Annotated in this window: 23 protein-coding genes, 1 tRNA gene and 2 pseudogenes; 1 reads left to right on the top strand and 25 read right to left on the bottom strand. The window is 40.3% G+C overall.

The genetic code is table 11. The annotated features are described in order from the left end of the window. Positions 1-64 precede the first annotated feature (64 nt). The 14 genes and pseudogenes from F602_RS10385 to F602_RS0105705 form a co-directional block, all read right to left on the bottom strand. Positions 65-394, bottom strand: a pseudogene (locus F602_RS10385) (NUDIX domain-containing protein); the annotation flags it as partial. A gap of 35 nt (positions 395-429) precedes the next feature. Continuing rightward, positions 430-951 (bottom strand): ATP-binding protein, encoded by a 522-nt coding sequence (locus tag F602_RS0105765; RefSeq protein ID WP_018167011.1) that lies wholly within the window; start codon positions 949-951, stop codon positions 430-432. Between the two features lies 1 nt (position 952). Then, positions 953-1,336 (bottom strand): ASCH domain-containing protein, encoded by a 384-nt coding sequence (locus F602_RS0105760; protein ID WP_018167010.1) that lies wholly within the window; start codon positions 1,334-1,336, stop codon positions 953-955. Further along, positions 1,314-2,363 (bottom strand): GNAT family N-acetyltransferase, encoded by a 1,050-nt coding sequence (locus F602_RS0105755; RefSeq protein WP_018167009.1) that lies wholly within the window; start codon positions 2,361-2,363, stop codon positions 1,314-1,316. The genes F602_RS0105760 and F602_RS0105755 overlap by 23 nt, the downstream gene beginning before the upstream one ends. Before the next feature lie 53 nt (positions 2,364-2,416). Further along, positions 2,417-2,578, bottom strand: a pseudogene (locus F602_RS10380) (DNA mismatch repair protein MutT); the annotation flags it as partial. Between the two features lie 442 nt (positions 2,579-3,020). Further along, a complete protein-coding gene (locus F602_RS0105745; protein ID WP_018167007.1) occupies positions 3,021-3,443 on the bottom strand; it encodes a hypothetical protein in 423 nt (140 codons plus the stop codon). After that, complete coding sequence (era, locus tag F602_RS0105740) at positions 3,443-4,342, bottom strand: GTPase Era (RefSeq protein ID WP_018167006.1); 900 nt, start codon at positions 4,340-4,342, stop codon at positions 3,443-3,445. The genes F602_RS0105745 and era overlap by 1 nt, the downstream gene beginning before the upstream one ends. A gap of 80 nt (positions 4,343-4,422) precedes the next feature. After that, entirely contained in the window at positions 4,423-4,827 is a 405-nt protein-coding gene (locus F602_RS0105735) for a diacylglycerol kinase family protein (RefSeq protein WP_018167005.1), read from the bottom strand. Further along, entirely contained in the window at positions 4,808-5,305 is a 498-nt protein-coding gene (gene ybeY, locus F602_RS0105730; protein WP_018167004.1) for an rRNA maturation RNase YbeY, read from the bottom strand. Before ybeY ends, F602_RS0105735 begins: the two co-directional genes overlap by 20 nt. Positions 5,306-5,404: 99 nt before the next feature. After that, complete coding sequence (locus F602_RS0105725) at positions 5,405-6,103, bottom strand: HAD family hydrolase (RefSeq protein WP_018167003.1); 699 nt, start codon at positions 6,101-6,103, stop codon at positions 5,405-5,407. A 201-nt stretch (positions 6,104-6,304) separates the two neighbouring features. Further along, positions 6,305-7,075 (bottom strand): DpnI domain-containing protein, encoded by a 771-nt coding sequence (locus tag F602_RS0105720; RefSeq protein ID WP_018167002.1) that lies wholly within the window; start codon positions 7,073-7,075, stop codon positions 6,305-6,307. 125 nt (positions 7,076-7,200) lie between these two features. Beyond that, a complete protein-coding gene (locus F602_RS0105715; protein WP_018167001.1) occupies positions 7,201-8,943 on the bottom strand; it encodes an ABC transporter ATP-binding protein in 1,743 nt (580 codons plus the stop codon). 1 nt (position 8,944) lies between these two features. After that, a complete protein-coding gene (locus F602_RS0105710) occupies positions 8,945-10,672 on the bottom strand; it encodes an ABC transporter ATP-binding protein (protein WP_018167000.1) in 1,728 nt (575 codons plus the stop codon). A gap of 445 nt (positions 10,673-11,117) precedes the next feature. Further along, positions 11,118-11,190, bottom strand: a tRNA-Thr gene (locus F602_RS0105705). A 143-nt stretch (positions 11,191-11,333) separates the two neighbouring features. Here F602_RS0105705 and ald point away from each other — a divergent pair. Beyond that, positions 11,334-12,446: an alanine dehydrogenase gene (gene ald, locus F602_RS0105700; protein ID WP_018166999.1), complete on the top strand. Its 1,113-nt coding sequence runs from the start codon at positions 11,334-11,336 to the stop codon at positions 12,444-12,446. 40 nt (positions 12,447-12,486) lie between these two features. On the opposite strand, the gene F602_RS0105695 is transcribed toward ald, so the two are convergent. The 11 genes from F602_RS0105695 to pyrH form a co-directional block, all read right to left on the bottom strand. After that, the gene (locus F602_RS0105695) at positions 12,487-13,992 is read right to left on the bottom strand and encodes a phosphohexomutase domain-containing protein (protein ID WP_018166998.1); all 1,506 of its coding nucleotides are present in this window, start codon (positions 13,990-13,992) and stop codon (positions 12,487-12,489) included. Positions 13,993-14,084: 92 nt separating this feature from the next. Further along, entirely contained in the window at positions 14,085-14,753 is a 669-nt protein-coding gene (locus F602_RS0105690; RefSeq protein ID WP_018166997.1) for an ABC transporter ATP-binding protein, read from the bottom strand. An 8-nt stretch (positions 14,754-14,761) separates the two neighbouring features. Beyond that, complete coding sequence (locus tag F602_RS0105685) at positions 14,762-15,835, bottom strand: ABC transporter permease (RefSeq protein ID WP_018166996.1); 1,074 nt, start codon at positions 15,833-15,835, stop codon at positions 14,762-14,764. Between the two features lie 97 nt (positions 15,836-15,932). After that, on the bottom strand, positions 15,933-16,448 hold the full coding sequence (locus tag F602_RS0105680; RefSeq protein ID WP_018166995.1) for a GNAT family N-acetyltransferase: 516 nt from the start codon (positions 16,446-16,448) through the stop codon (positions 15,933-15,935). A 17-nt stretch (positions 16,449-16,465) separates the two neighbouring features. Further along, positions 16,466-17,047, bottom strand: a complete 582-nt coding sequence (locus tag F602_RS0105675; RefSeq protein WP_018166994.1) for a uracil-DNA glycosylase family protein — start codon at positions 17,045-17,047, stop codon at positions 16,466-16,468. 40 nt (positions 17,048-17,087) lie between these two features. Continuing rightward, positions 17,088-18,053, bottom strand: a complete 966-nt coding sequence (locus F602_RS0105670; protein WP_018166993.1) for a PhoH family protein — start codon at positions 18,051-18,053, stop codon at positions 17,088-17,090. Between the two features lie 107 nt (positions 18,054-18,160). Beyond that, positions 18,161-18,607 carry a MarR family winged helix-turn-helix transcriptional regulator gene (locus F602_RS0105665; RefSeq protein ID WP_018166992.1) on the bottom strand — a complete coding sequence of 149 codons (447 nt, stop codon included), beginning with the start codon at positions 18,605-18,607 and terminating at the stop codon, positions 18,161-18,163. 192 nt (positions 18,608-18,799) lie between these two features. Continuing rightward, the gene (locus F602_RS0105660) at positions 18,800-19,015 is read right to left on the bottom strand and encodes a YozE family protein (RefSeq protein ID WP_026183321.1); all 216 of its coding nucleotides are present in this window, start codon (positions 19,013-19,015) and stop codon (positions 18,800-18,802) included. A gap of 122 nt (positions 19,016-19,137) precedes the next feature. After that, positions 19,138-19,995, bottom strand: coding sequence for an RNA-binding virulence regulatory protein CvfB (gene cvfB, locus F602_RS0105655; RefSeq protein ID WP_018166990.1), 858 nt, complete (start codon positions 19,993-19,995; stop codon positions 19,138-19,140). Positions 19,996-20,094: 99 nt separating this feature from the next. Next, positions 20,095-20,652: a ribosome recycling factor gene (frr, locus tag F602_RS0105650; protein WP_018166989.1), complete on the bottom strand. Its 558-nt coding sequence runs from the start codon at positions 20,650-20,652 to the stop codon at positions 20,095-20,097. 16 nt (positions 20,653-20,668) lie between these two features. Continuing rightward, entirely contained in the window at positions 20,669-21,397 is a 729-nt protein-coding gene (pyrH, locus tag F602_RS0105645) for a UMP kinase (RefSeq protein ID WP_018166988.1), read from the bottom strand. Between the last annotated feature and the right edge of the window lie 53 nt (positions 21,398-21,450).

Raw genomic sequence — 21,450 nt, 5'->3', positions numbered from 1 at the left:
AAAAAAAGCAAGTCAGCTGAATAAACATACAAAAAACTGGATACTGATCCAGTTTTTCTGATTTCTAGTGCCCCATCTTAAAATTATTGGCGAAATATTCATCCAGCATAAGGCGGTGCTTAGGTGAGAGGGTCTCCAAATCTTGGATTTCTTCCTTTGAGAAAAAGCCCAGTCGGAGGGTTTCTTCATTATGAAAATCTCCTATTTCCACATTACCAGTGGCTTCCATCTCATAGAGCATGACCACTGTCTGTACAACATCACCATTCGGATAAACTTCTTCAAAGTTGGTATAAACATTCAAAAAGCGGATAGGATCAACTTCAATACCTGTTTCCTCACGAAACTCGCGAATGAGAGTATCAACCGATGATTCACCTAACTCCATCGCCCCCTCTTATGTCAAGTAACTGACATGAAAATTAAAACTTATGGTTTTAAGAATCCAAGTACCTCTTCAATCCGCACTCCATCATTAATTTCTAATAGCGGAATATTCTTTTCCACAGAGAATTGCTGAGCCCTTTTTGTTTCAGTTTCTTGAAAATTATCTATAAGATCAATGTTCCATAAAGTTCTGTCTCTATTTTCCAATCTATCTTTGATAACAGATGGCAACTCTCTCTTAAGGACTACTTTTCTAATATCAATGCCATCAAATGTTTCAAACGGCAATTCAACAATATCTCCATTTTTATCTAGTAAAGTAAAATGGCCATCAAGAACCACTAATTCATCTTTCAAAAATGAATACTCTTTTAATTTTTCTTTCCATAAGAATTGGTTATTTTGGATATTTTTAGTATACTTCTCGTCTCTTTTGATATCATTTCCAGCTTGCCTAATCAAATCACTAATAGATAAAGCTGTCAAATCGATACTTTCCTTCAGTTTATTCAATAGTGTCGTCTTACCAACACCATGAATCCCCACTAATAAGATATAACTCAACTCAGTATCTCCCTATGTAACAAAACGATTGCGGAGCAACTTTTATACTTGAATCAAATTCAGACAGTTCCAAATGCTCTTCATATTCGATAAACTTTTTTATCTTTATTGCAAATCCACTTTCCCTATCTTTGAAATAATCATAAAAGAACTCTTCCGAAATACCAGAAAATTTTCGAGTCTCATTCCATAATGTATCTAAATTTTTTTCAATAATTTCTGCAATTTCAAACTCTCCTACAACTTTACCATAAGGCTTTGTCGCATAAACAACTATTGAAGAAATATCTGAACGTTTGAAAACCTTCTTTCTATACTCAAATTTCTTCCTCCCTTCAATAATTTCTGCTACAAATTCTGGTTTAATTGATAATAAAGCTTTCATTTACTCCACCCATTTCTAAAATGTGACAAAATTGATCCTGTGATAATTGAACACAGGTCCACCTCTCTGCGTTTATACCTACTACATCTCTTAAATCTCTTCGAATAATACGCTTATTCAATGAGACATTATAAATCATCTTTATTACGAACTTAGGATATTGTTGATTCCAAAATTTTAACAATTCATCTTTTGTAAAGATTGTACCTTTTCCACAATAGGTTTCAAAATCATCATAATTATTAAAATCATCAATTTTTAGAACTTCACCAACTGTACAAATTGTTGAAGCAACAGAACTAAATTCTGCTGGAACTCCATCTTCAGCAGTACGATAAATCACGATGTGATCACCTGGTTTCATATCAAGAACTTGCTTAGCTGCACTGATATAAATTTTTTCGCTGGAATTTGTTACTGATAAATCTTCGATAACATGATTTTTTTCCGTACGTAGTTGAGATTCTGGAAACATCTTCGTATGGTATTTAGGGAATATTGAAAGTAAATATTTAGAACTATCCTCTAATAAAGATAATCGTGGGAAATCTTTATAAATATCATTGAAAACATATAAATCTTTAAAGTAGACTAATTCCCCGTTACTTTTGCTTCCCCATTGACGAAAACCGAAGCGTTCAAAAAGAGCAATTAAAGCAGTTTGTTTGGGGAATAAGGTCACATAAGTAAAATCATGGCCTTCATTTAACATCTTTCTTAAAATGATACTCAAAAATCGTTGACCGAGAACCGTCCCGTGTGAATCAATTTTAAAAGTTCCAATTTTTAGACGTCTTCTTTCATCAAAATGAGGATTAATACTATTATCTGTTTCTACTTCATCTTTAAGATAAAGAAAACCTAGTAATCTCCCACCAACAATCAGTACATAGGCTTCATCTCCACTAGTAGCCTTTTTAGCCAGCCACTTATCGAAACCAGGATAATCATCTCTTAATGAGTCAAAAAAGACATCTCGTAAGTTTAGGTCTCGAATAAGAATTTTTTGAATTGCATCATTTTTCATATGTAACCTCCTCAATGAAAATTATAACATTTTTATAAATAAAATATCCCACCAACTTCTAAATAACCACCTGGTAGCCCCCAACTGTGTTTATCTCCTCGAAGTTGCAGAAGAATTTTGCCCTCTTCATTAGCCAAAATCCCGCCAGCAAAATTGAGAATGACTTTATCCTGCCCCACCTTGGAGCGGATGTAGGAGATGTAGTCTTGGTTCATATTTACTCCTTTAGCAATCACTAATCTGCCAATTGTAGCCGTCAGGAGGCTAAAACTGTAATTTTCTTAAAATGAATTACTTCATATTCACGCGAAACTCCCTGACTTCTAGCCCACTATGAAGATGAATGGGATAGTCAACTTTTCGAAAAGTTTGATGCAGGGCAGCGCCTAGCGAAAAATTAAAACCATGTCTAAAAGAATGGGATATCTGACTGAGCATTTCTGCACTCCACCCTCAATTCTTAATTGGACATTAGCGTAAGACAGGAAATAAACATTGTCCTTAGAACGCTCGTACTCCAATTAAAATTCTAAGAGTTCAACATCGAAAGTGCTGGTCTTTTTAATATCTACTACAACATTTATAGGATGAGAACGTTGTATTCCTTAGGGTTTTATCTTCTGTGTTTTTACCACGAATAATAACACCATTATAAATTTACTTTAATTCATAAGCACTTCTACAATAAAAAAATGACATGGTAGAAACTACAAAAAATGCGACACTTGTCAATAAGATAGCTATTGATAATCCTGAAGAAACCTGTTCCACATGACCAGCTGAATCACTAACTCTTTCTAAAGGAAAATCCCCAGCGGATGGGAGTAGATAGACAAATGGTGTCAAACTGCAAATGAACCCCCAGAAAATTGCTTTATTGCTCTTTAAGTTAAACATCATTAACCCTGCAATAGGTAAGGCTATAAAAATCAAAGGTATACCAAACGAAAATATGCTCAAAAATAGAATCACACTACCCATCCAAGCCCAGACTAGACTTAATAATAAGATTAACAACGATACATAAGCTATCCTTAACATGATAAGTCTCTTATCTTTTGACTGTTCATTATTTTCCATCAATACTCCTTCGCATTATACCCAAAATCTGCTAAGTCAAGCTTTTTATCGCGCCAGTTTTTCTTGACTTTGACCCAAGTTTCAAGAAAGACCTTATCTCCTAGCATGAGCTCAATATCGCGTCTAGCCATAGACCCAACCTTCTTGAGCATAGAGCCACCCTTGCCGATGATAATGCCCTTTTGGCTGTCTCGCTCCACCATGATAGTCGCCTGAATATGGACCTTATCCGTCTCCTCATCTCTCTTCATGCTGTCTACAACCACAGCCACTGAATGAGGAATCTCTTCCCGAGTCAGGATTAGAACCTTTTCCCGAATCATCTCAGATACCAAAAAACGCTCTGGATGGTCAGTGATTTGGTCTTCTGGGAAATATTGGAAACCTTCTTCCAAATTATCTTTGAGGATGGTCATAAGAGTGTGGATATTATTGCCTTGAAGGGCTGAAATTGGGACCACTTCCTTGAAGTCCATTTGTCCTCTAAAATCCTCTATTTGCTCCAAAAGCTGGTCAGGATGGACCTTGTCAATCTTATTGATGACGAGGATAACAGGAATCTTGGCAGCCTTCAGCCGCTCTATTATCATATCATCGCCCTTGCCACGTTTTTCATCAGCAGGCACCATAAAAAGAACAGTCTCAACCTCACGCAAGGTCGAATAAGCAGACTCTACCATAAAATCACCCAAAGCTGTCTTTGGTTTGTGAATTCCTGGCGTATCAATAAAAACAATCTGCTCTGTTTCAGTCGTATAAATTCCCATAATTTTATTGCGGGTCGTTTGAGCCTTGTCACTCATGATGGCAATCTTTTGCCCCATGACCTGATTCAAAAAGGTCGATTTCCCAACGTTTGGACGGCCTAAAATGGCTACAAATCCTGATTTAAATGTCATATTTTTCTATAAAGAACAAGAATTCTGCACCAGCTATGCAAAACTCCTGTTCACCTTTCTTTTTCAATTTTTGCAGAGTATTATCCTAAAATCAGTTGCCAAATTTTTGGAATAAAAATAATCAAACCTGTCAATACCGCATAGCCAGAGGCAACGAGGACCGCACCTGCAGCCATATCTTTTGCATTTTTAGCCAGCATCGAAAAATGGTAACCACTGGCCAAATCAACCACATTTTCAATAGCTGAGTTGATAATTTCTAGAACGATAACCAAAAAAATAGCCAGAAGGAGAAAGAGCCACTCGGTAGCAGAAATTTGAAAAATCAAACCTGCCAACAATGCCAATATGGCAGACACGAGGTGTTTGCGCATATTGCGCTCTTCCTTAAAAGCTGTCAGTACTCCTGTAATGGCAAACTCCATACTGGCTACTAGATCTCGGTTTTTCCACTTTTTCTGTGAATTATTGTCTTGTAAGTCCATAGGCTGTTAGCACCTCTTCCTGTAAGGTAAACATTTCCTTCTCTTCCTCGGGCGTATAATGATCATAGCCGTTGATGTGAAGGAAGCCATGTACTGCAAGAAACCCCATCTCCCGTTCGAAGGAGTGCCCATATGTTTCGGCTTGCTCACGTGCCTTATCGACAGATATGAACAGCTCGCCGATGTAGCTATCAAATTCCTCTAGCATCTCTGCTAGATCTGGATCATCAGCCATGTCATCCTCATCAAAGTTAAAAGGTTTTTCTGGCTTATATTCTAGACTGATGACATCTGTTGGGCGGTCGGTGTCGCGGTACTCCAGATTGAGTTGATGACTGCGTTCATTGGTCACAAAGGTGACAGCCATCTCTTTATTTTGCTTACCAAGCTTTTCTGCTGCAAACTGCAACAAATCTAGGGTTTGCTCCATCATTTTCGGAGAAACTTGACCGGTTTCATCCACCATTTCTACATACATTCTTTTTCTTCTTTCAGTAAAATACTATCACACTCATTATATCACAAAAAGAGTAGGAAAGATAAAAAGCCAAGGTAGAAATTTTCCTTAGCCTATTCTTTATAGTTTTTCTGTTAACCATGCCTGTACAGCTTTGAAATCCGTGACCGTATAATCAGGGGTATAGGAGTGGTCTGTCACACTTCGTCCACGATGGTTGAACCAGATAGCCTTCCAACCAGCACCCTTGGCACCAATGACATCATTTTCGTAAGAATCCCCTAGATAACAAATGTCTTCTGGGTTCAGGTTGAGACGTTTTTCCATCAGTCTAAAAATCCCTGTATCAGGCTTGGTCATACCAACCTGACCGGAAATAAGCATCAAATGTTCTGGAATAAAACGATGAAGATTCAGATTCTGTATTTTCTTCATTTGGTGAAGATGCGGACCATTGGTAATCAGACCCACGGCTATTCCCTTTTCTTGGCAATATGCAAAAAGTTCCTTACTACCAGTTGTCAATTCCAAGTGTCCCTGCTGATAGGCGTAGGCTTCCTGAATGGCATAGGCCATCTCATTTGTAATATCCATCCCCATATCCCTAAAAGCTGCCCTCATCCGATAAGTATGCATGTCCTTCATAGAAAGTGTCCCTTTGACCGAAGCTTCAAACAACTCGTCCGCCCGGTAACGAAAGGCTAGATAGAGAGCTTCCAACTGTTTTAAAGGAAGAAGATCAAATTGTTCAACTGCCCGCTTAAAAGGCTGAATTTGGTTGTACAAGGTGTCATCTAAATCAAAAATCAAAGCTTTCATAGTGGTATTGTAGCATAAAACATCTCCATCGACTCTGTACGAAATTCAAATATCAAAAATGTCATTAATTATAAAACTTAGTTTCCACAAGCTGGATCGGATTCCCTATCATCATTTCTGAATAAACTGATACGTTTTCTAGTAACTTTTAACTCGATTTCATTTATCTCAACTAAAATTCTGATACAAGTAACTATCTGGTTACAGGTAGAGTTTCTTATAGCGACCTCCACCTAAAAACTCAATCATCCCCTGATCTCTCAAAACTTGTAATTGTTGACGAATTTTATCTTTTATATAATTATTTTTCGGATATCTCCGTTTTAAATAGTCTTCAAAAGCATACATTTCATTCAAAGTAAATTCATTAGTAGGAATCCAGTCTAAACACTTCAAAATTTCTAGCAACCAGCCTCTAGAACCAGCCGACTGCTCACGAAGAAAAAGTGTCTGTTGGAATTTCGACAAAACTTCATCTTGATTAACTACTAGACTATCTTTTATCAGAAAAATTGTACCCCTTGTCGAAACTTTACGAATATCAATATTGCAACCAACCCAACCAGTCCTCCTGGCAGTTGGGGCTAAGGGCTTACGCTTCACAATGACTTCTGGAGTAAAAAAATATTTAGGAACAACTGCAAAATTCTTAACCTTGCACTCTGTACTGTAGTTCAGAAAGAAAAAATTAGGATTCCTTTCTGATTGAATCCGCTCAAGCATCGTCGAATAAGCACCATCAGGAATAATGGATGAAAACTTCCCATTTTTACTTTTTAATTCATATTCCTCTGAACATTGAGAACAATAAAAGTCTGCAACAGGTCGATTGTTTTCGAAACCATTTATTGGATGACTACCACAATTGGGACAATAAATATTTCTAGCAACCCACGACTCTTTCATGATTCTTGCTTGCTGAGGCTTACTTTTGTAACCCTCAACTAAACTCATATCTAACGATAGATTCATATCCTCTCCTTAACAGATCTTTTCTTAACAAATTTTACTTTATTTTATCAATTTCAACTAAAAGGATCAAACTAAAGTGCTAAATAGTAAGAACCCCTTAAGCTATATCAGAGGGTCCTTTATCATCACACCTTCTGCTGAATCCTTTGCATCTCAGCATAGCGGCTATTTAGCTGCATCAGTTGGTCATGGTTCCCTTGTTCAATGATTTGACCGGCATCTAGAACTAGGATTTGATCAGCATTTTGAATGGTGGAAAGGCGGTGAGCGATAATAAAGGTAGTCCGCCCTTCCTTGAGTACTTCCATGGCCTTTTGTATCATTTCTTCTGTCTCGGTGTCAATATGGGAAGTCGCCTCATCCAAAATCAAAATCTTGGGATTGGCAATCAGGGTTCTAGCAAAGGCAATAAGCTGACGCTCGCCACTAGAGAAAGCTGAACCTTTCTCCACAACAGGCTCATCAATCCCTTTTTCCAATCTAGCCAGCATATCACTAGCTCCAACTTTTTCCAAAACAGCAATAATCTCCTCACTAGAGTAACCTCCTTTATCCATCGTAACATTGGAAGCGATGGACCCAGTAAAAAGATAAGGCTCTTGAAGAACTATCCCCATTTGACTACGAACACTTTCGCGCGAAAACTGAGAAATATCTTGACCATCAATGGTGATGTCCCCTTCTTGAGGATCATAAAAGCGGTAAAGTAGGTTCATGATAGAAGTTTTTCCTGAACCTGTATGCCCTACTAGAGCTACAGTTTCTCCCTGTTTCGCATGAAGAGAAATATTTTTGAGGATACGATGTTTCCCATCATAAGCAAAACTGACATTATTAAAATCGACTACACCCGCCGTCACCTGCAATTCATCCTCTTCATCTGCTTCCAGTTGTTCTTCCAACATTTCTAGAAGCCTTCGTCCTGTAGCCTGGGAACGTTGAATATTGGGTAACTGACGCACTAGCATGCCTAGCAAGTCAAAGAGCGTAGTTACATAATTGATATAAAGGAAAAGACGCCCTGCAGTCATACTCAGATTACCACCTAAAAACTGGTAGCCAATAAAGGTTAGAATCCCAGCAACGACAGTGTATTTGAGCAGTTCTGTTAATGTCCAAGAAGCAACTGAGTCCACAAAGACAATGCGGTCATCTGCCCCCTGCATCTTGCCAGCCACTTGTTCAAAATTGTTTAACACTTCTTCTTCTTGATGATACAGTTGGATGATGCTGGCCCCGTTCATAGTCTCATTGACTAAGGTATTGACCTCACTTCTGGCAGCGTAAAAATCTTTCATCGGCTTGTCCGTTAAGTTTTTGTATAGGATTTGAATGCTATAGAAGAGTGGTATCAGGAGCAACAAAACCAAGCCTACAGCTAAGTCCAAACTCATTAAAATACCATAGATGAAGAACACTTGAATTAGAGTAATAAAAATCTGAGATAAGAGTGTGCTGTAAAACTGATTGCGTAAGGTTTCCGTATCATTGACGATGCGTGTTGCAATCTTACCAGCAGGCTTGTCATCAAAGTAAGAAATTGGCAAACGTTGCATGACGGCATAAGCCCGATTTCGCAGATTGGTCGCTACTTGATTGGCACAGACCATGAGTATCCGAAAGGAACCATAACGCAAGAGGCCACCAATAGCTAATAGACCGATAAAAGAAGCCAACTTGATGAGGAAATCACGCTGATTTAGGACCAAACCCTTGGAAACCGCTGTTAAATCTTGATCAATCAGATTTTGCAAGAACAAAGGAGCCAGCTGAACACCTGCCGTAGCCAACAATAGCAGCAAGAGACCTGACACAAATAGACTTTTGACTTGTTTCAATTCTTTCATTAGTGATAGAATGACTGACATCTTATTCCTCCTCTCCTTGAGCTTGTTGTCGTTGATATTGCTCATAGTACCAACCCTTCTGAGCGAGCAGTTGGTCTGGTGTGCCTTCTTCCACAATGCGTCCCTCATCCAAAACCAACACCCAGTCTGCTTGATGAACTGCTGACAAGCGGTGGGTCACGATGATGTTGGTCTTTCCTCTTCGCTCTTGCTGAATATTTTGAATGATTTGTCTCTCCGTTCTAGCATCAACTGCTGACAGTGAATCATCTAAAATGAGGAGTTCTGGCTGTCGGATAAAAGCACGCGCAATCGATATCCGTTGCTTTTGTCCACCAGAAATGGACAGTCCCCGCTCCCCGATAGTGGTTTTTATCCCATCTGTCATCCGTTCTAAATCTTCCCTAAAAGCTGCTGTTGCAATCGCCTGCATAATCTCATCTTGACTAGCTTGTGCCTTCCCCATAGCGATATTTTCTCCTACTGTCCGTGAAAAGAGAATATGTTCTTGTGGGACATAGCCAATCAAGGCCTCCAGTGATTTTCTGGAATAGTCTGTAATCGGATAACCATTGATAGTAAATTCCCCTTGTCCGACTGGATACTGGCGCAAGAATTGGCGCACCAAGCTAGTTTTGCCGGCTCCAGTTTTACCAACCAAACCCAAAGTCTGACCTGCCTTTAAGTTCATGCTAATCCTTTTCAAACTAGCCTGAGAAGCTTGACCGTAGGAAAAACTATAATTTTCTAGACGGATTTCTTGCAGATGGTTTAAGACCATTTTCCCATCTTCTTCCATCTCATCTCCCGTTTCAATCAGCTCCTGCAGTTTGCCAAAGGAAGTCTTACCTGTCTGATAGACCAAAATAAAATCTGATAACATCGCAAAGGGCTCAACTAGGGAAACGACATAGAGCTGCAAGGCTACTACTTGACCCATACTGACGCGACCAGCTTCCATGAAATAGACCCCTGCACCCAAAATCAAGACGGTACTAAGCCCCAACATAAAACTATACATGGGCATGTAGAGTGCCCTATACCGAGCAATATCATTCCACCGTGTCGCTAAAGCTGCAGTTTTTTGAGCAAAACGACTGGACTGATTTGCTTTTTTGCTGTAAGCTCGGATAACTCGAATCCCCTCTACCGTCTCAAGGACCTCATTACTCAGTTCAGAAATAGCCTCTCTAGCCTCATCCACTTTCTGTTCTAAAGGCTGGGAAATCTTGTAAGTCCCATATGTCATGATGAAGATGGGAACCATCCCCAATAGGGCTATCTCCCAGGAAATCAGAAACATGACAGGAATAACAAATCCAATCATCCCACCTGCATAGAGGATAATCATGAGTCCATAACCTACCATATCCTGAAGCATCTCCACATCTGTTGAAAAACGAGTCATCATATCCCCAGAACGAAATTTTTCATAGAAGGGTGTCCTCATAGATACGAGCTTGTGAAAGGCTCGTTGCTGCATATCAAACTTAAAATGAACAGACTGCTGAAAAAGCTTCAAATGCCAAATAACCGCCGATCCATAATTCATCAAAGTAGCAAGCAACAGAAAACCAATCGTCCCCAAGAGTTCTTGCTCGGTCAAGGTCTGCTTGGTCATTCCATCCACTAGACCTTGTATAACCCTCGTAGGGATAACTAGGGTGGCATCATAAATGATGAGACTAATCGCCACTAGGATATAAATCCATTTATTCTTTCTAACATAATCTAAAACTAACTTAAACAAATTATTCCTCTTTCTTACTCCAATAGGCTTAAAAGCACACAAAAAAGCCCATGATGCACCTACTCCTCACCATGGGCTTACCGTATAATCATTGATCAAATCAGAAAAGATGACTAATGCAGCTGCTTAGAAAGGAGACAACCTAAAAATGAAACATATACCAATGCTGTTTTGTTCATGATTTAATTCTCCTTTCATTAAGATACTAGGCTTTAGCAATACATTGTAAAATACGATGAGAACAAAGATTCTCCTGCATCTAGAAATTTTTTCTACATACAGTCACACCTGATTTTTGCAAAGTACTGTAGCCATGTTCACTTCTAGTGTACAACATCGTCACAGCCATCCACTAGTATTATCTTTGTCTATTGTATCACAAAATACTTGCATGTCAAGGTATATGACAATAAAAAAATCCTGCAAAGGCAGGATAAGATTGATATGCTAGTTGCCGGGATCGAACCGGCGACCTCATCCTTACCATGGATGCGCTCTACCTACTGAGCTAAACCAGCAATACCATCTAATTGTACCATATCATTCGCATTTGTCAATTATTTTTTCTCAATTAAACAAGAGAATATCCCTTTCAGGTTCTATTTGCAATTTTTAGATATTTTTTTTAGAATAATAGGTAATAGAAAGTTGAGGTATGCTTATGATTATTGGTGTTCCAAAGGAAATTAAAAACCATGAAAATCGTGTTGGTTTAACCCCAGCGGGTGTTTATGCCCTCATTCAAGCTGGACACACGGTCTTAGTCGAAACAAATGCTGGGGTGGGTTCTGGTTTCCCAGATGCAGATTACAGCGAACAGGGAGCTCAAATCGTCGCAACTGCACAAGAGGCATGGGCTGCTCAGATGGTCATCAAAGTCAAAGAACCACTGGCTACTGAATATGCCTTCCTACGTGAAGATTTGTTGCTCTTTACTTACCTGCATATGGCACCAGCTCCTGAATTGGCAGATGCAATGTTAAGTGCAAAAACGACAGGTATCGCCTACGAAACCGTTCGAAATTCATTTGGTCAACTCCCGCTTCTAATACCTATGAGTGAAGTAGCCGGACGGATGGCAGTACAAATTGGTGCTCATTTCTTGACCAAACAAGAAGGTGGTTCTGGTGTTCTTCTTGGTGGTGTACCAGGGGTACCAAAAGGAAATATTGCCATTATTGGTGGTGGGGTCGTCGGTACTCAGGCTGCACGTGTTGCCCTTGGTTTTGGTGCAAAGGTGACTATCCTGGATATTTCTGCCAAACGCTTGGCTGACTTGGAGGACATTTTTGGCAACCAAATCCAAACTCTCATGTCTAATCCCCTCAATATTGCCCAAGCCGTAAAGGAAGCAGACCTAGTAATTGGTGCTGTTCTGATACCGGGAGCTAAGGCACCAAAATTAGTAACAGATGAAATGGTTCAATCCATGCGACCTGGTTCAGTTATCGTGGACGTCGCGGTTGACCAAGGCGGTGTCATCGCAACAGCCGATAAAGTGACTACTCATGATGAGCCTATCTACGAGAAATACAATGTTCTCCACTATGCTGTTGCCAATATCCCTGGAGCCGTAGCCCGCACTTCAACCCTAGCTCTTACAAATGTCACCTTACCTTATATTCTCGATTTAGCCAATAAAGGATTCAAAAAAGCTATCCAAGAAGATAAAGGACTCCTTCAAGGGGTCACTACCTATCAAGGAAACATCACTAATCTGCCAGTTGCACAAGGACTAGGTAGAGATTATACAGATATTCTTGAGTTAATTTGAGTCAAAAAGAAGTAGTTCTCACTACTTCTTTTTTTGTATTTTAAATCAGCTCCAAGAGCTTATCCTGATTGACATCTGGATACCGTGAGAGAAAAACATGAAGGGTTTTGAGGACAGCTGGCATAAAGTTTGGCAAATCGTTTTCAATCTGTAAAACCAAGAGAGGTTCATGAAGACTAAGCCGAAGCAAAAACCAGCCGCGACCATAAGGCTCCGAAAGGATAAAGCGGATGCCTTCTTCATTTTCAGGATTAAAGGACCAACCAGTTACTGGATAATCTTTCAAATCTGTAATCACCTGGTGTCCTAGAGCCTTAAAATCTTCTCTTTCTAATTTGAAACGGACCTCCTGGGTCTCGACAGGCTGTCTCAAATCTGCAATCAAATCATCAACTTTCTGACCCTTGTGAGCTAATTGAGGCAATAGCATTAAAATCTTAGCAGCAGCATACGTCCCATCATCTAAGAAAAAATTCTCCTTGAAGGCCGCATGACCACTGGTTTCAATAGCCAGTTGACAATCCACGCCCGCTTGATTAGCTGCAATAGCTCTATTGATGACATTGCGGTAGCCAGAAATATAACGGATCTGCTTACCACCTAATTTTTCAATAAAATCCTTGAGGTGGTCTGAGGTTGGTGAGTTGGTGACAATGCTAGTACCCGGATACTCAGTCAAAACGATTTGACTAAGAACCGCAATCAAGTTATTACGGTTGAGTATTTCGCCCTTGCTAGTGACAACAGCAGCACGATCCACATCCGTATCAAAAATGATACCTAAATCTGCCTTATGTTCCAAAACAGCTGCCTGAATACTGGCCATAGCTTCCTTATTATCGGGATTGGGAATGTGGTTTGGAAAGGTCCCATCTGGCTCTAGAAACTGTGATCCTGTGGTATCAGCTCCCAAGACTGCCAACACCTGTTCAGCAAAGAAACCTCCCGCTCCATTTCCTGCATCCACGATGATTCTCATCCCGGCCAAAGGTTTCTGCATTGCAACATGTGAACCCCGACGGATTTTTTCAACTAAGTCAGCCGCATAAGGAGTGATAATATCTGCAAGACGCAGTTGACCAGTCTTACCATTGGAGCTAGGTTGGGTCTTTTCTAAAATAAAATCAATATCTTCGTGCTCAGCGCCACCTTTTTTGCTAAAAATCTTGATACCGTTGAAATAGTATGGCAAGTGACTCGCTGTTATCATAATACCTGCATGGCAACTGAACTCCTCGTACTGAGTTGCCATAAACATAGCAGGTGTCGTTGCAAGACCAAAATCAACGACCTGAACACCCTGATCTAAGGCTTCATCTATCAGGGTCTGAGCTAGATTCGGACCACTAAGACGACTATCCCTACCTACACCGATAGATAAGGCCCCATCCTGATAAGCTTCTTCATAGCTCTGTCGCAACCAGTTAATCAGGCCAGATGTGATACTCTTAACTGCTTCTGTAGTCAAGGTAACTTCCCACTCATCGGTTGCAATCGCAATCCCACGAATATCTGATCCATTTTGCAATTTTGCCAAATCTGTCATCAGTTCCTCCTTGTAAACCTCTGATTGTATCAATATTTTCCTATTCGTTACAGTTAAAATAGATTGAAAGTATTTTTTATAGGAAGAGAATGCTATCTTTTCCGAGTTAATATCCCATCTTTCATTTCATATACAGCATCACATTTTTCGACCATTCGAACATCATGTGTCACCATGATAATCGACTTTTTGTATTTTTTTGCTTCCTTTGCTAAGAGAGCTACAACTTCGTAAGAGCGATTCGTATCCAAGCTGGCTGTTGGTTCATCGGCTAAAATGATGCTAGGATTATGATAAAGAGCGCGTGCAATGGCAACCCTTTGTCTCTCCCCGCCCGAAAGGCTGGCTGGTAGTTTTTTACTCAAATGCTCAATTCCCAATTCAGATAAGAGTTGATTTTTCCAATCTGTTTCCTTTGTTCGGTCGATTTTATTTACCAGCTCCAGTTGCTGCTCTACTGTCAGATAAGGAATTAAATTGGAGCTCTGCAAGATAAAGCCAATCTGTCGAAAGCGTAACTTTGACCTATTTTTTTCACTCAGACCACTATAGGTTTGTCCATCAACTAGAACTTCACCTGAAGATGGGCTTTGCAAACCTCCTGCGATTGTCAGGAATGTACTTTTTCCCGAACCCGATGGACCGACAATAGCAACAAATTCTCCAGGTTCAACAGAAAAATTTGTGGGATGGAGACCGATAATTTCGCGCGTACCATCTTGAAACACCTTGGTAACATCTTTTAAAACAAGTGCAGTCATATTTTCTCCTAATTAATGGTTTTCAATGGATCGATGCCTGCTACAATTCTTACAGAGAAGAGGGAACCGAGCATCGAAAAGACAATTAGAACAATAGAAACCAGACCATTGAAGAGCCAATCAATCTGGAAAGGCACTTTTATCGGAAGAGCAAGGGCCGAAAGCCAAGTTCCTACCATGCTTAATACCACACCCAATCCGACCAATAGGAAAGTCTGCACTAAGATAGATCTTCCAATGTAGGAAATTGGTACCCCTTGTGTTTTCATAACTCCAAAAATTTGAGTCTTCTGCATGGTGAATACATACATGAAAATCCCTATCACAATAGTAGAAATCAATACTAAAAAACCAATCATAAAGCCAAATGTCAGCACTTGAGCCCCATAACCAGGTATCTTATTGATGAATTCTGAAATCGTCAATTTCTCCAGTGTATCTTTGGGATAGCTAGACAACTCGCCTTTCGCAAGAACTGCATTGAAGCTAGTCTCTGCTTGTGGCCCCCTCTCGCTCACTAAAAGATTATAGGTTTCGTGGCTCGCATAGATGACTGGGCTGACATTGTAGCTAGCTTCCTCAGCAATACCAACAATCTTCAATGTAGATGAACTCTTCGATAAATAAAGCACATCGCCTATCTCCAAACCTTCCTCATCTGCTAGGCGTTTGGAAATGACGACCTCTTGAACTTCCTTCATCAAGCGACCATCTATCACCTTTGGTACTATAAAACTGTCGCTATCAACAGCAAACAAGGTCGACTTGATTTTATCCTCTTCTTCCGGATTTTCTCCCTCCCAAATGACTGTTGATAGGATACTCAAGTAAGCAGTTTGGTCTCCTTGAACCTCCTGTGCTACTTGCTTTTCAATACTGGATAGATTCAGGGTTTGGGTCGCATCATTTGCCAACAGAACCGTCACATCTCCCCAGTTATCTATGGCACTCCGATTGAGTTGGGCCAAGCCATTTGCTAGACCAGCCAAAAAAAAGACAAGATAAGAAATTAGAAATAATAGACTCGTTATCATACCATAACGTAATTTAGCATGTTTTATTTCATTAATTGCAAGAAACATATTTTTCCTTTCAATAGATACTGACTGCCTTTACTGACAGCTACTTATTCATTCCTAGTCGGGGTCATACACCCTATACATCTGTAGATGCTATCGCTCATAACTGCTTGTCTGCTATGATAAGTCGAATATCTCCCTCTTCCACTTCAAGACCTGTTGGCTGAAATCCCTGCTTTTGCCAAAAATACTGAGCTTGCGGGTTGCTTTTTACATAAGCCAAACGTACTTTCTCAAAGTTTCTTGAAAAATAAGCTAGTACTCCAGCTATAATCTGACTACCCAAACCAGTTCTCTGGTATACCTGATGAACCATAAACAGGCCGATAAAGACCGTCTGCGTATCCGGATAACCTAATACAAAATCTAAGACAGCAAGCAAGTTCTTATCCTGCCAAAAACCGACATAAAACTTAGCAGAGTCAGACTGACCAGCCGGCAATCTTTTCATATCCTCCTTCACGCTTCGTAGACTTGGCTTTGGTGGGTAATGTTGGAAATAAAGAGGATTGCTCTCATACAATTCCAAAATCACTGGACAGTCATCTGCTGTCAATATCCGACAAGCATAGTCTCCAGACAAGCATTCTACCTGCATCTCTAATTCCTCAAACATCTCTAATTCCTCAAACCTTACTTTGTTAAAATCCTATGAATTCTCTCTTTCAAGACAGGTACAAGCTCCTCCTCAAACCACGGATTGTTTGCTAACCAAATCTGGTTACGAGGAGAGGGATGAACGAGAGGAAAATACTTTGGCAAGTAGTCTTGAAAGTGCCGGACAGTCTCCGTCACATTTTTCTTCATCTGCAAACCCAAGTAATGCTGCTGTGCGTACGCTCCAATCAACAAAAATAGTTCTACTTGTGGCAGTTTTTTTAATATAAGAGGGTGCCATTTTGCTGCAAAATCTTTACGTGGCGGCAAGTCTCCTGACTTCCCCTTTCCAGGATAGTAAAAATCCATGGGTAAAACAGCAAAAAGTCCAGAATGATAAAACTTCTGATAATCCACACCCATCCACTCTCTCAGACGCTCCCCACTTCTATCATTCCAAAAAAGTCCTGTCTCTTGAGCGATACGCCCTGGAGCTTGACCAACAAGCACAATCCTTGCTGTATTCGGAGCTGAAAACAGTGGCTCAATCCCACTCAAGCTATAAAGTTGGTTCTCCTTATCCTGCATGATAGCTTGCAACAAATTGATTTCATCCATCGTCTTCTCACTTTGCACAAAAAACCTCTAGTAAAATCATTTATTCCTGATCTTGCTCACGCTCGTAGGCATTGATAATCTCGGCTACAACAGGGTGACGAACGACGTCCTTGGCAGATAGATAGACAAAATCAATCTGCTTGATATGTTGCAATTTTTCCGTCGCATCAATAAGACCTGATTTGACATTCCGAGGCAAGTCAATCTGACTAATATCCCCGTTCACAATCATTTTAGAATTAAAACCTAAGCGGGTCAAAAACATTTTCATCTGCATAATGGTCGTATTTTGCGCCTCATCCAAGATGACAAAAGCATCATCTAATGTTCGACCACGCATATAAGCCAGAGGAGCAATTTCTATGATCTCGCGCTCCATCAATCGTGTAGTCTGCTCCTTGCCTAAAATCTGGAAAAGAGCATCATAGACTGGGCGCAAATAAGGATCCACCTTCTCTTTTAAATCTCCCGGTAGAAACCCTAGACTTTCACCAGCTTCCACTGCAGGTCGAGTCAGAATAATCCGCTTAACCTGACCACGTTTGAGGGCTGTTACAGCCAAGGTTACTGCTAGGAAGGTCTTCCCTGTTCCAGCAGGACCGATACCAAAGACCACATCATGGTGCTTCACACTCTCTACATAGACCCTTTGACCCAATGTTTTAACCCGAATCGGTTTACCATTGTTATCTTTGATGATTTCTTCTTCATAAAGCGCCACAAACTTGTCAATGGTTCCATTTTGTGCCATAGACAGAGCTGTTACCACATCAGAAGTGTTGACAAGCATACCTCGCCCTACAAGAACTAGCAAGGCTTGAAGGGCTAATCGAGCGACTTCTACAGCCTCCTCGTCATCCCCTAAAATCTGCACGCGCTCAGTCCTTGCATGGATAATGACCCCTAAATTGTCTTCGATCAAACGCAAATGGCGCTCGTTTGAGCCAAATAGGGCCACGACATCATCAGGATGTTGTAATGCCATTTCAGCAGAAAACTCTTGCAAATAGAACTACCTCATTCTTTCATTAGATTAGCTTCATTATAGCTTATTTAAAACAAAAAATCACGCAAAGCGTGATAGATAAAAGTAGATATTATCAGTAGCTCTAATCAGTCATCCACTCGATAACTTTCAATCAATTCCTTGAAAGTTTCTGTGAAAATCTGTGTTGCTTCCAAAAATGCCTTTTGTTGCTCTTTCGTTAAGGCAGAAAAAGCCTTAGCCTCATAGATATTTAGCGGTTCAACCAAACTAGCAATCTCTTTTCTGCCAAGTTCAGTCATCCGGATTAATTTTCTGCGCTTATCATTTGGAATAGTTTCCAGATAGAGCCAGCCTTTTCGCATATGGTTTTTTACAATAGACTGGATGACCTGCTTGCTTGAATAAGTTCGCTTGCAGATGAACTCCTGAGTAATTCCTTCCGGATTATTGTAAATCCATGTGAAAACAAGGAGAAATTTACTGTTGATTCCATGTTGTCGAGCATAATGTTCAACCAATGAAAATTGCTCGTCTCTCAAACCTGCATACTTTTTTGCATTCTTTTTTTGCATTTTTCTCTCCTTTTTTCAAATGATGGTGTGCAATACAAATTAGTTAGTTTTTACTTTAACAAGCTAGTATTACAAGAATATGTATAATAGATTACCTTTTATTGGGCTTAGATGACAGTTTTAAGGCGCAACAAACGAAATCTTAGAAAATCGTAATATTAACTAGGTTTCGATTTGATGGTTCAAATGTTCTTAGTGTCCCAAATAATCTTCCCAAATTTGATCGAACAGCCCCAGATTAAAGGAGAAATTGGCTCCATCTTCTAGATAACGGCTGACGGCATCAAATTCATCTGTATGCTTTGGAAAGGTTGTATCCTCAAACGCCAAGTCTGCCAAAATAGCGACAGGTTCATTGGATTTGGGGTTGCGCTGGGTCATCAGCCAGGCATAAAAACTTCTTCTCATCTTTCTACTTTCTAGCATCCTCTCTTTCTTAGGGTTGCTTGTTCATTTAGCTGAACAAGTCTTCTATATAGTGATTGGACAGGGACTTTTGACACCCTATTGGTCAACATGCACCTAAGAGCTTAGCTGATTAGCTCTGTCCCCAGTTCATCCTGCTTGATTTTTTTAGCCTTCATCAGTCCACCCAGAGCTTTTTTAAATTGCCCCTTAGAAATACCAAAAGTAGCCTTGATATCTTCTGGGCTAGACTTATCATTTAGGGTCATAAAGCCACCATTTGACTCCAAATAAGCCACAATCATCTGGGCATCATTTTCCAGCATTTCAAAAGAACGAGGCTTGAGTGATAGATTGAGGGTCCTATCCACTGGGCGATAACCAATCACACGAACCTTTAGTTCCTGCCCTAGACGTGGCTCAGCATATCGCTCACTGGGGTGAATAAAACCAAGCATATTATTATCTGGCAAGTAAACAAAGGTTCCATTTAGCTTCAAACGGTAGACGATAGCTCGCAGTTCCTGATTTTGCATATTGTCATAAGCTGGTCCAGCCAGTCTTTGAAAATCTTCTGCAAAGGCTAAGAGGCCCCAGATACGTTCTTTCTTATCCACATCTAATTTGATATAGAGCTGATCGCCTTTTTTGGGCCAGAGTTCCTTTATCTCTGGCAGTATGTCTAAGGATACTACTACCGCTTTATCAGGTAAACCCGTATCAACAAAGACACCCAGGTCCTTACGAACATCAGTCACCTGCCCCCAACCAAAGCTGGTTCTGGTTGATGTAACTTTCTTGGTTGTTAAACGCAGACGCTGTTTCATATCGTGATAGGCAAAGCCTGTAACAGACTGTCCCAGTTGATACTGTCCTTCCTCTTTTGCCAAGGCAAAGGTCTGACCATCCTTTTGCACAAAATAAAAGTCCTTATTTTCATCTGTCACCAGACCAGTGACGAAGTTTGCTAGTAATGTATTCATGTACTTCTTTCTAAAAGAAAGCCAACCCGAATTTGGATTGACTCACTATTTCTAATGGATTGAAAAGAGGAGACATCTTCCATCCATTCAGTGGACAACTTAAACGGCCAAGAGTTCTTTTTCTTTTTCTGCAGTCATTTTATCGATGGTCTTGATAGCATCATCTGTTACTTTTTGAATGTCTTTTTCAAGTGTCTTCAAGTCGTCTTCAGTAATTTCCTTGGCTTTTTCAGCTTTTTTAGCCTCATCCATCGCATCACGGCGGATGTTCCGGATAGCAATTTTAGAGTTTTCACCCACTTTTTTCACTTCCTTCGCCAAACTCTTACGTGTCTCTTCTGTCAAGGCCGGAATCACCAGACGAATGACCGTACCATCTGACTGTGGCGTCAAACCAAGGTCTGAAGCATTGAGAGCACGTTCGATGTCTTTTAAAATAGACTTATCAAAAGGAGTAATCAGCAAGACACGGGCTTCAGGAATCGTAATTCCTGCTAACTGATTAAGAGGAGTTGGGGCACCATAATATTCTACCGAAATGCGGTCCAACAAACTAGCATTAGCACGACCAGCACGAATATTGCCAAATTCACGTGCCAAGCTTTGGTGTGAATGAGCCATACGCTCTTGAGCTTTTGAAATGATTTCTTTTGTCATAGGATTTCCTTCTTTTTTATTTTTCTTCTTTATTTGAAACTGTTGTTCCAATCGGTTCGCCAAATACGACACGTTTTATATTGCCTGGTTCATTCATGTTGAAAACGACTAGGTCAATATCATTATCCATAGAGATGGTTGAGGCAGTTGCATCCATGATTTTCAGACCACGATGGATGACCTCACGGTGAGTCAGTTCATTAAATTTCACTGCATTAGCATCCTTCTTAGGATCGGCATTGTAGACCCCGTCAACACCATTTTTTGCCATGAGGATAGCATCCGCTTCAATTTCAGCTGCACGCAGGGCTGCTGTAGTATCTGTTGAGAAGTAAGGGGAGCCGATTCCTGCTCCAAAGATAACAATCCGATTTTTTTCCAAATGACGAAGCGCCCGTCCACGGATGTAGGGTTCTGCTACATTCTGCATGGGAATGGCCGTTTGCACTCGCGTATCTACTCCATACTGTTGTAAACTGTCCGCCATAACGAGGGCATTCATGACCGTTCCCAACATGCCAGTATAGTCGGCTTGAACACGATCCATACCCGCCACTGCCGCAGGCTCACCACGCCAGAGATTTCCACCGCCAATCACTAAGGCAATTTGGATACCTGAATCATGCACCTCGGCAATTTCCTTCGCCATCGCCTGAACAGTCGGCAAATCAATTCCTGTACCACGCTTGCCTGCAAGGGCCTCTCCCGACAATTTAATGAGAATACGTTCGTATTTTGGTTTCATCTGATTATCATACTCCTCTTTTTTATCCTTATTATTCTACCATAAAATCTCAT

It is taken from the genome of Streptococcus minor DSM 17118 (assembly GCF_000377005.1).
In the GTDB taxonomy this organism is placed as follows: Bacteria; Bacillota; Bacilli; order Lactobacillales; family Streptococcaceae; genus Streptococcus; species Streptococcus minor.
Note: the sequence above shows the minus strand (reverse complement) of the source record. Positions and strands in the feature narration are given on the sequence as shown.

What these genes read in the sequence shown, in the direction of transcription:
- F602_RS0105675 (WP_018166994.1), bottom strand. Translation starts at nt 17,047, where the DNA reads ATGGATGAAATCAATTTGTTGCAAGCTATCATGCAGGATAAGGAGAAC.
- F602_RS0105725 (WP_018167003.1), bottom strand. Translation starts at nt 6,103, where the DNA reads ATGAAAGCTTTGATTTTTGATTTAGATGACACCTTGTACAACCAAATT.
- F602_RS0105660 (WP_026183321.1), bottom strand. Translation starts at nt 19,015, where the DNA reads ATGAGAAGAAGTTTTTATGCCTGGCTGATGACCCAGCGCAACCCCAAA.
- F602_RS0105715 (WP_018167001.1), bottom strand. Translation starts at nt 8,943, where the DNA reads ATGTCAGTCATTCTATCACTAATGAAAGAATTGAAACAAGTCAAAAGT.
- frr (WP_018166989.1), bottom strand. Translation starts at nt 20,652, where the DNA reads ATGACAAAAGAAATCATTTCAAAAGCTCAAGAGCGTATGGCTCATTCA.
- F602_RS0105695 (WP_018166998.1), bottom strand. Translation starts at nt 13,992, where the DNA reads ATGACAGATTTGGCAAAATTGCAAAATGGATCAGATATTCGTGGGATT.
- F602_RS0105690 (WP_018166997.1), bottom strand. Translation starts at nt 14,753, where the DNA reads ATGACTGCACTTGTTTTAAAAGATGTTACCAAGGTGTTTCAAGATGGT.
- F602_RS0105745 (WP_018167007.1), bottom strand. Translation starts at nt 3,443, where the DNA reads ATGGAAAATAATGAACAGTCAAAAGATAAGAGACTTATCATGTTAAGG.
- F602_RS0105685 (WP_018166996.1), bottom strand. Translation starts at nt 15,835, where the DNA reads ATGTTTCTTGCAATTAATGAAATAAAACATGCTAAATTACGTTATGGT.
- F602_RS0105720 (WP_018167002.1), bottom strand. Translation starts at nt 7,075, where the DNA reads ATGAATCTATCGTTAGATATGAGTTTAGTTGAGGGTTACAAAAGTAAG.
- cvfB (WP_018166990.1), bottom strand. Translation starts at nt 19,995, where the DNA reads ATGAATACATTACTAGCAAACTTCGTCACTGGTCTGGTGACAGATGAA.
- pyrH (WP_018166988.1), bottom strand. Translation starts at nt 21,397, where the DNA reads ATGAAACCAAAATACGAACGTATTCTCATTAAATTGTCGGGAGAGGCC.
- ald (WP_018166999.1), top strand. Translation starts at nt 11,334, where the DNA reads ATGATTATTGGTGTTCCAAAGGAAATTAAAAACCATGAAAATCGTGTT.
- F602_RS0105735 (WP_018167005.1), bottom strand. Translation starts at nt 4,827, where the DNA reads ATGGACTTACAAGACAATAATTCACAGAAAAAGTGGAAAAACCGAGAT.
- F602_RS0105665 (WP_018166992.1), bottom strand. Translation starts at nt 18,607, where the DNA reads ATGCAAAAAAAGAATGCAAAAAAGTATGCAGGTTTGAGAGACGAGCAA.
- F602_RS0105755 (WP_018167009.1), bottom strand. Translation starts at nt 2,363, where the DNA reads ATGAAAAATGATGCAATTCAAAAAATTCTTATTCGAGACCTAAACTTA.
- F602_RS0105680 (WP_018166995.1), bottom strand. Translation starts at nt 16,448, where the DNA reads ATGTTTGAGGAATTAGAGATGCAGGTAGAATGCTTGTCTGGAGACTAT.
- ybeY (WP_018167004.1), bottom strand. Translation starts at nt 5,305, where the DNA reads ATGTATGTAGAAATGGTGGATGAAACCGGTCAAGTTTCTCCGAAAATG.
- F602_RS0105760 (WP_018167010.1), bottom strand. Translation starts at nt 1,336, where the DNA reads ATGAAAGCTTTATTATCAATTAAACCAGAATTTGTAGCAGAAATTATT.
- era (WP_018167006.1), bottom strand. Translation starts at nt 4,342, where the DNA reads ATGACATTTAAATCAGGATTTGTAGCCATTTTAGGCCGTCCAAACGTT.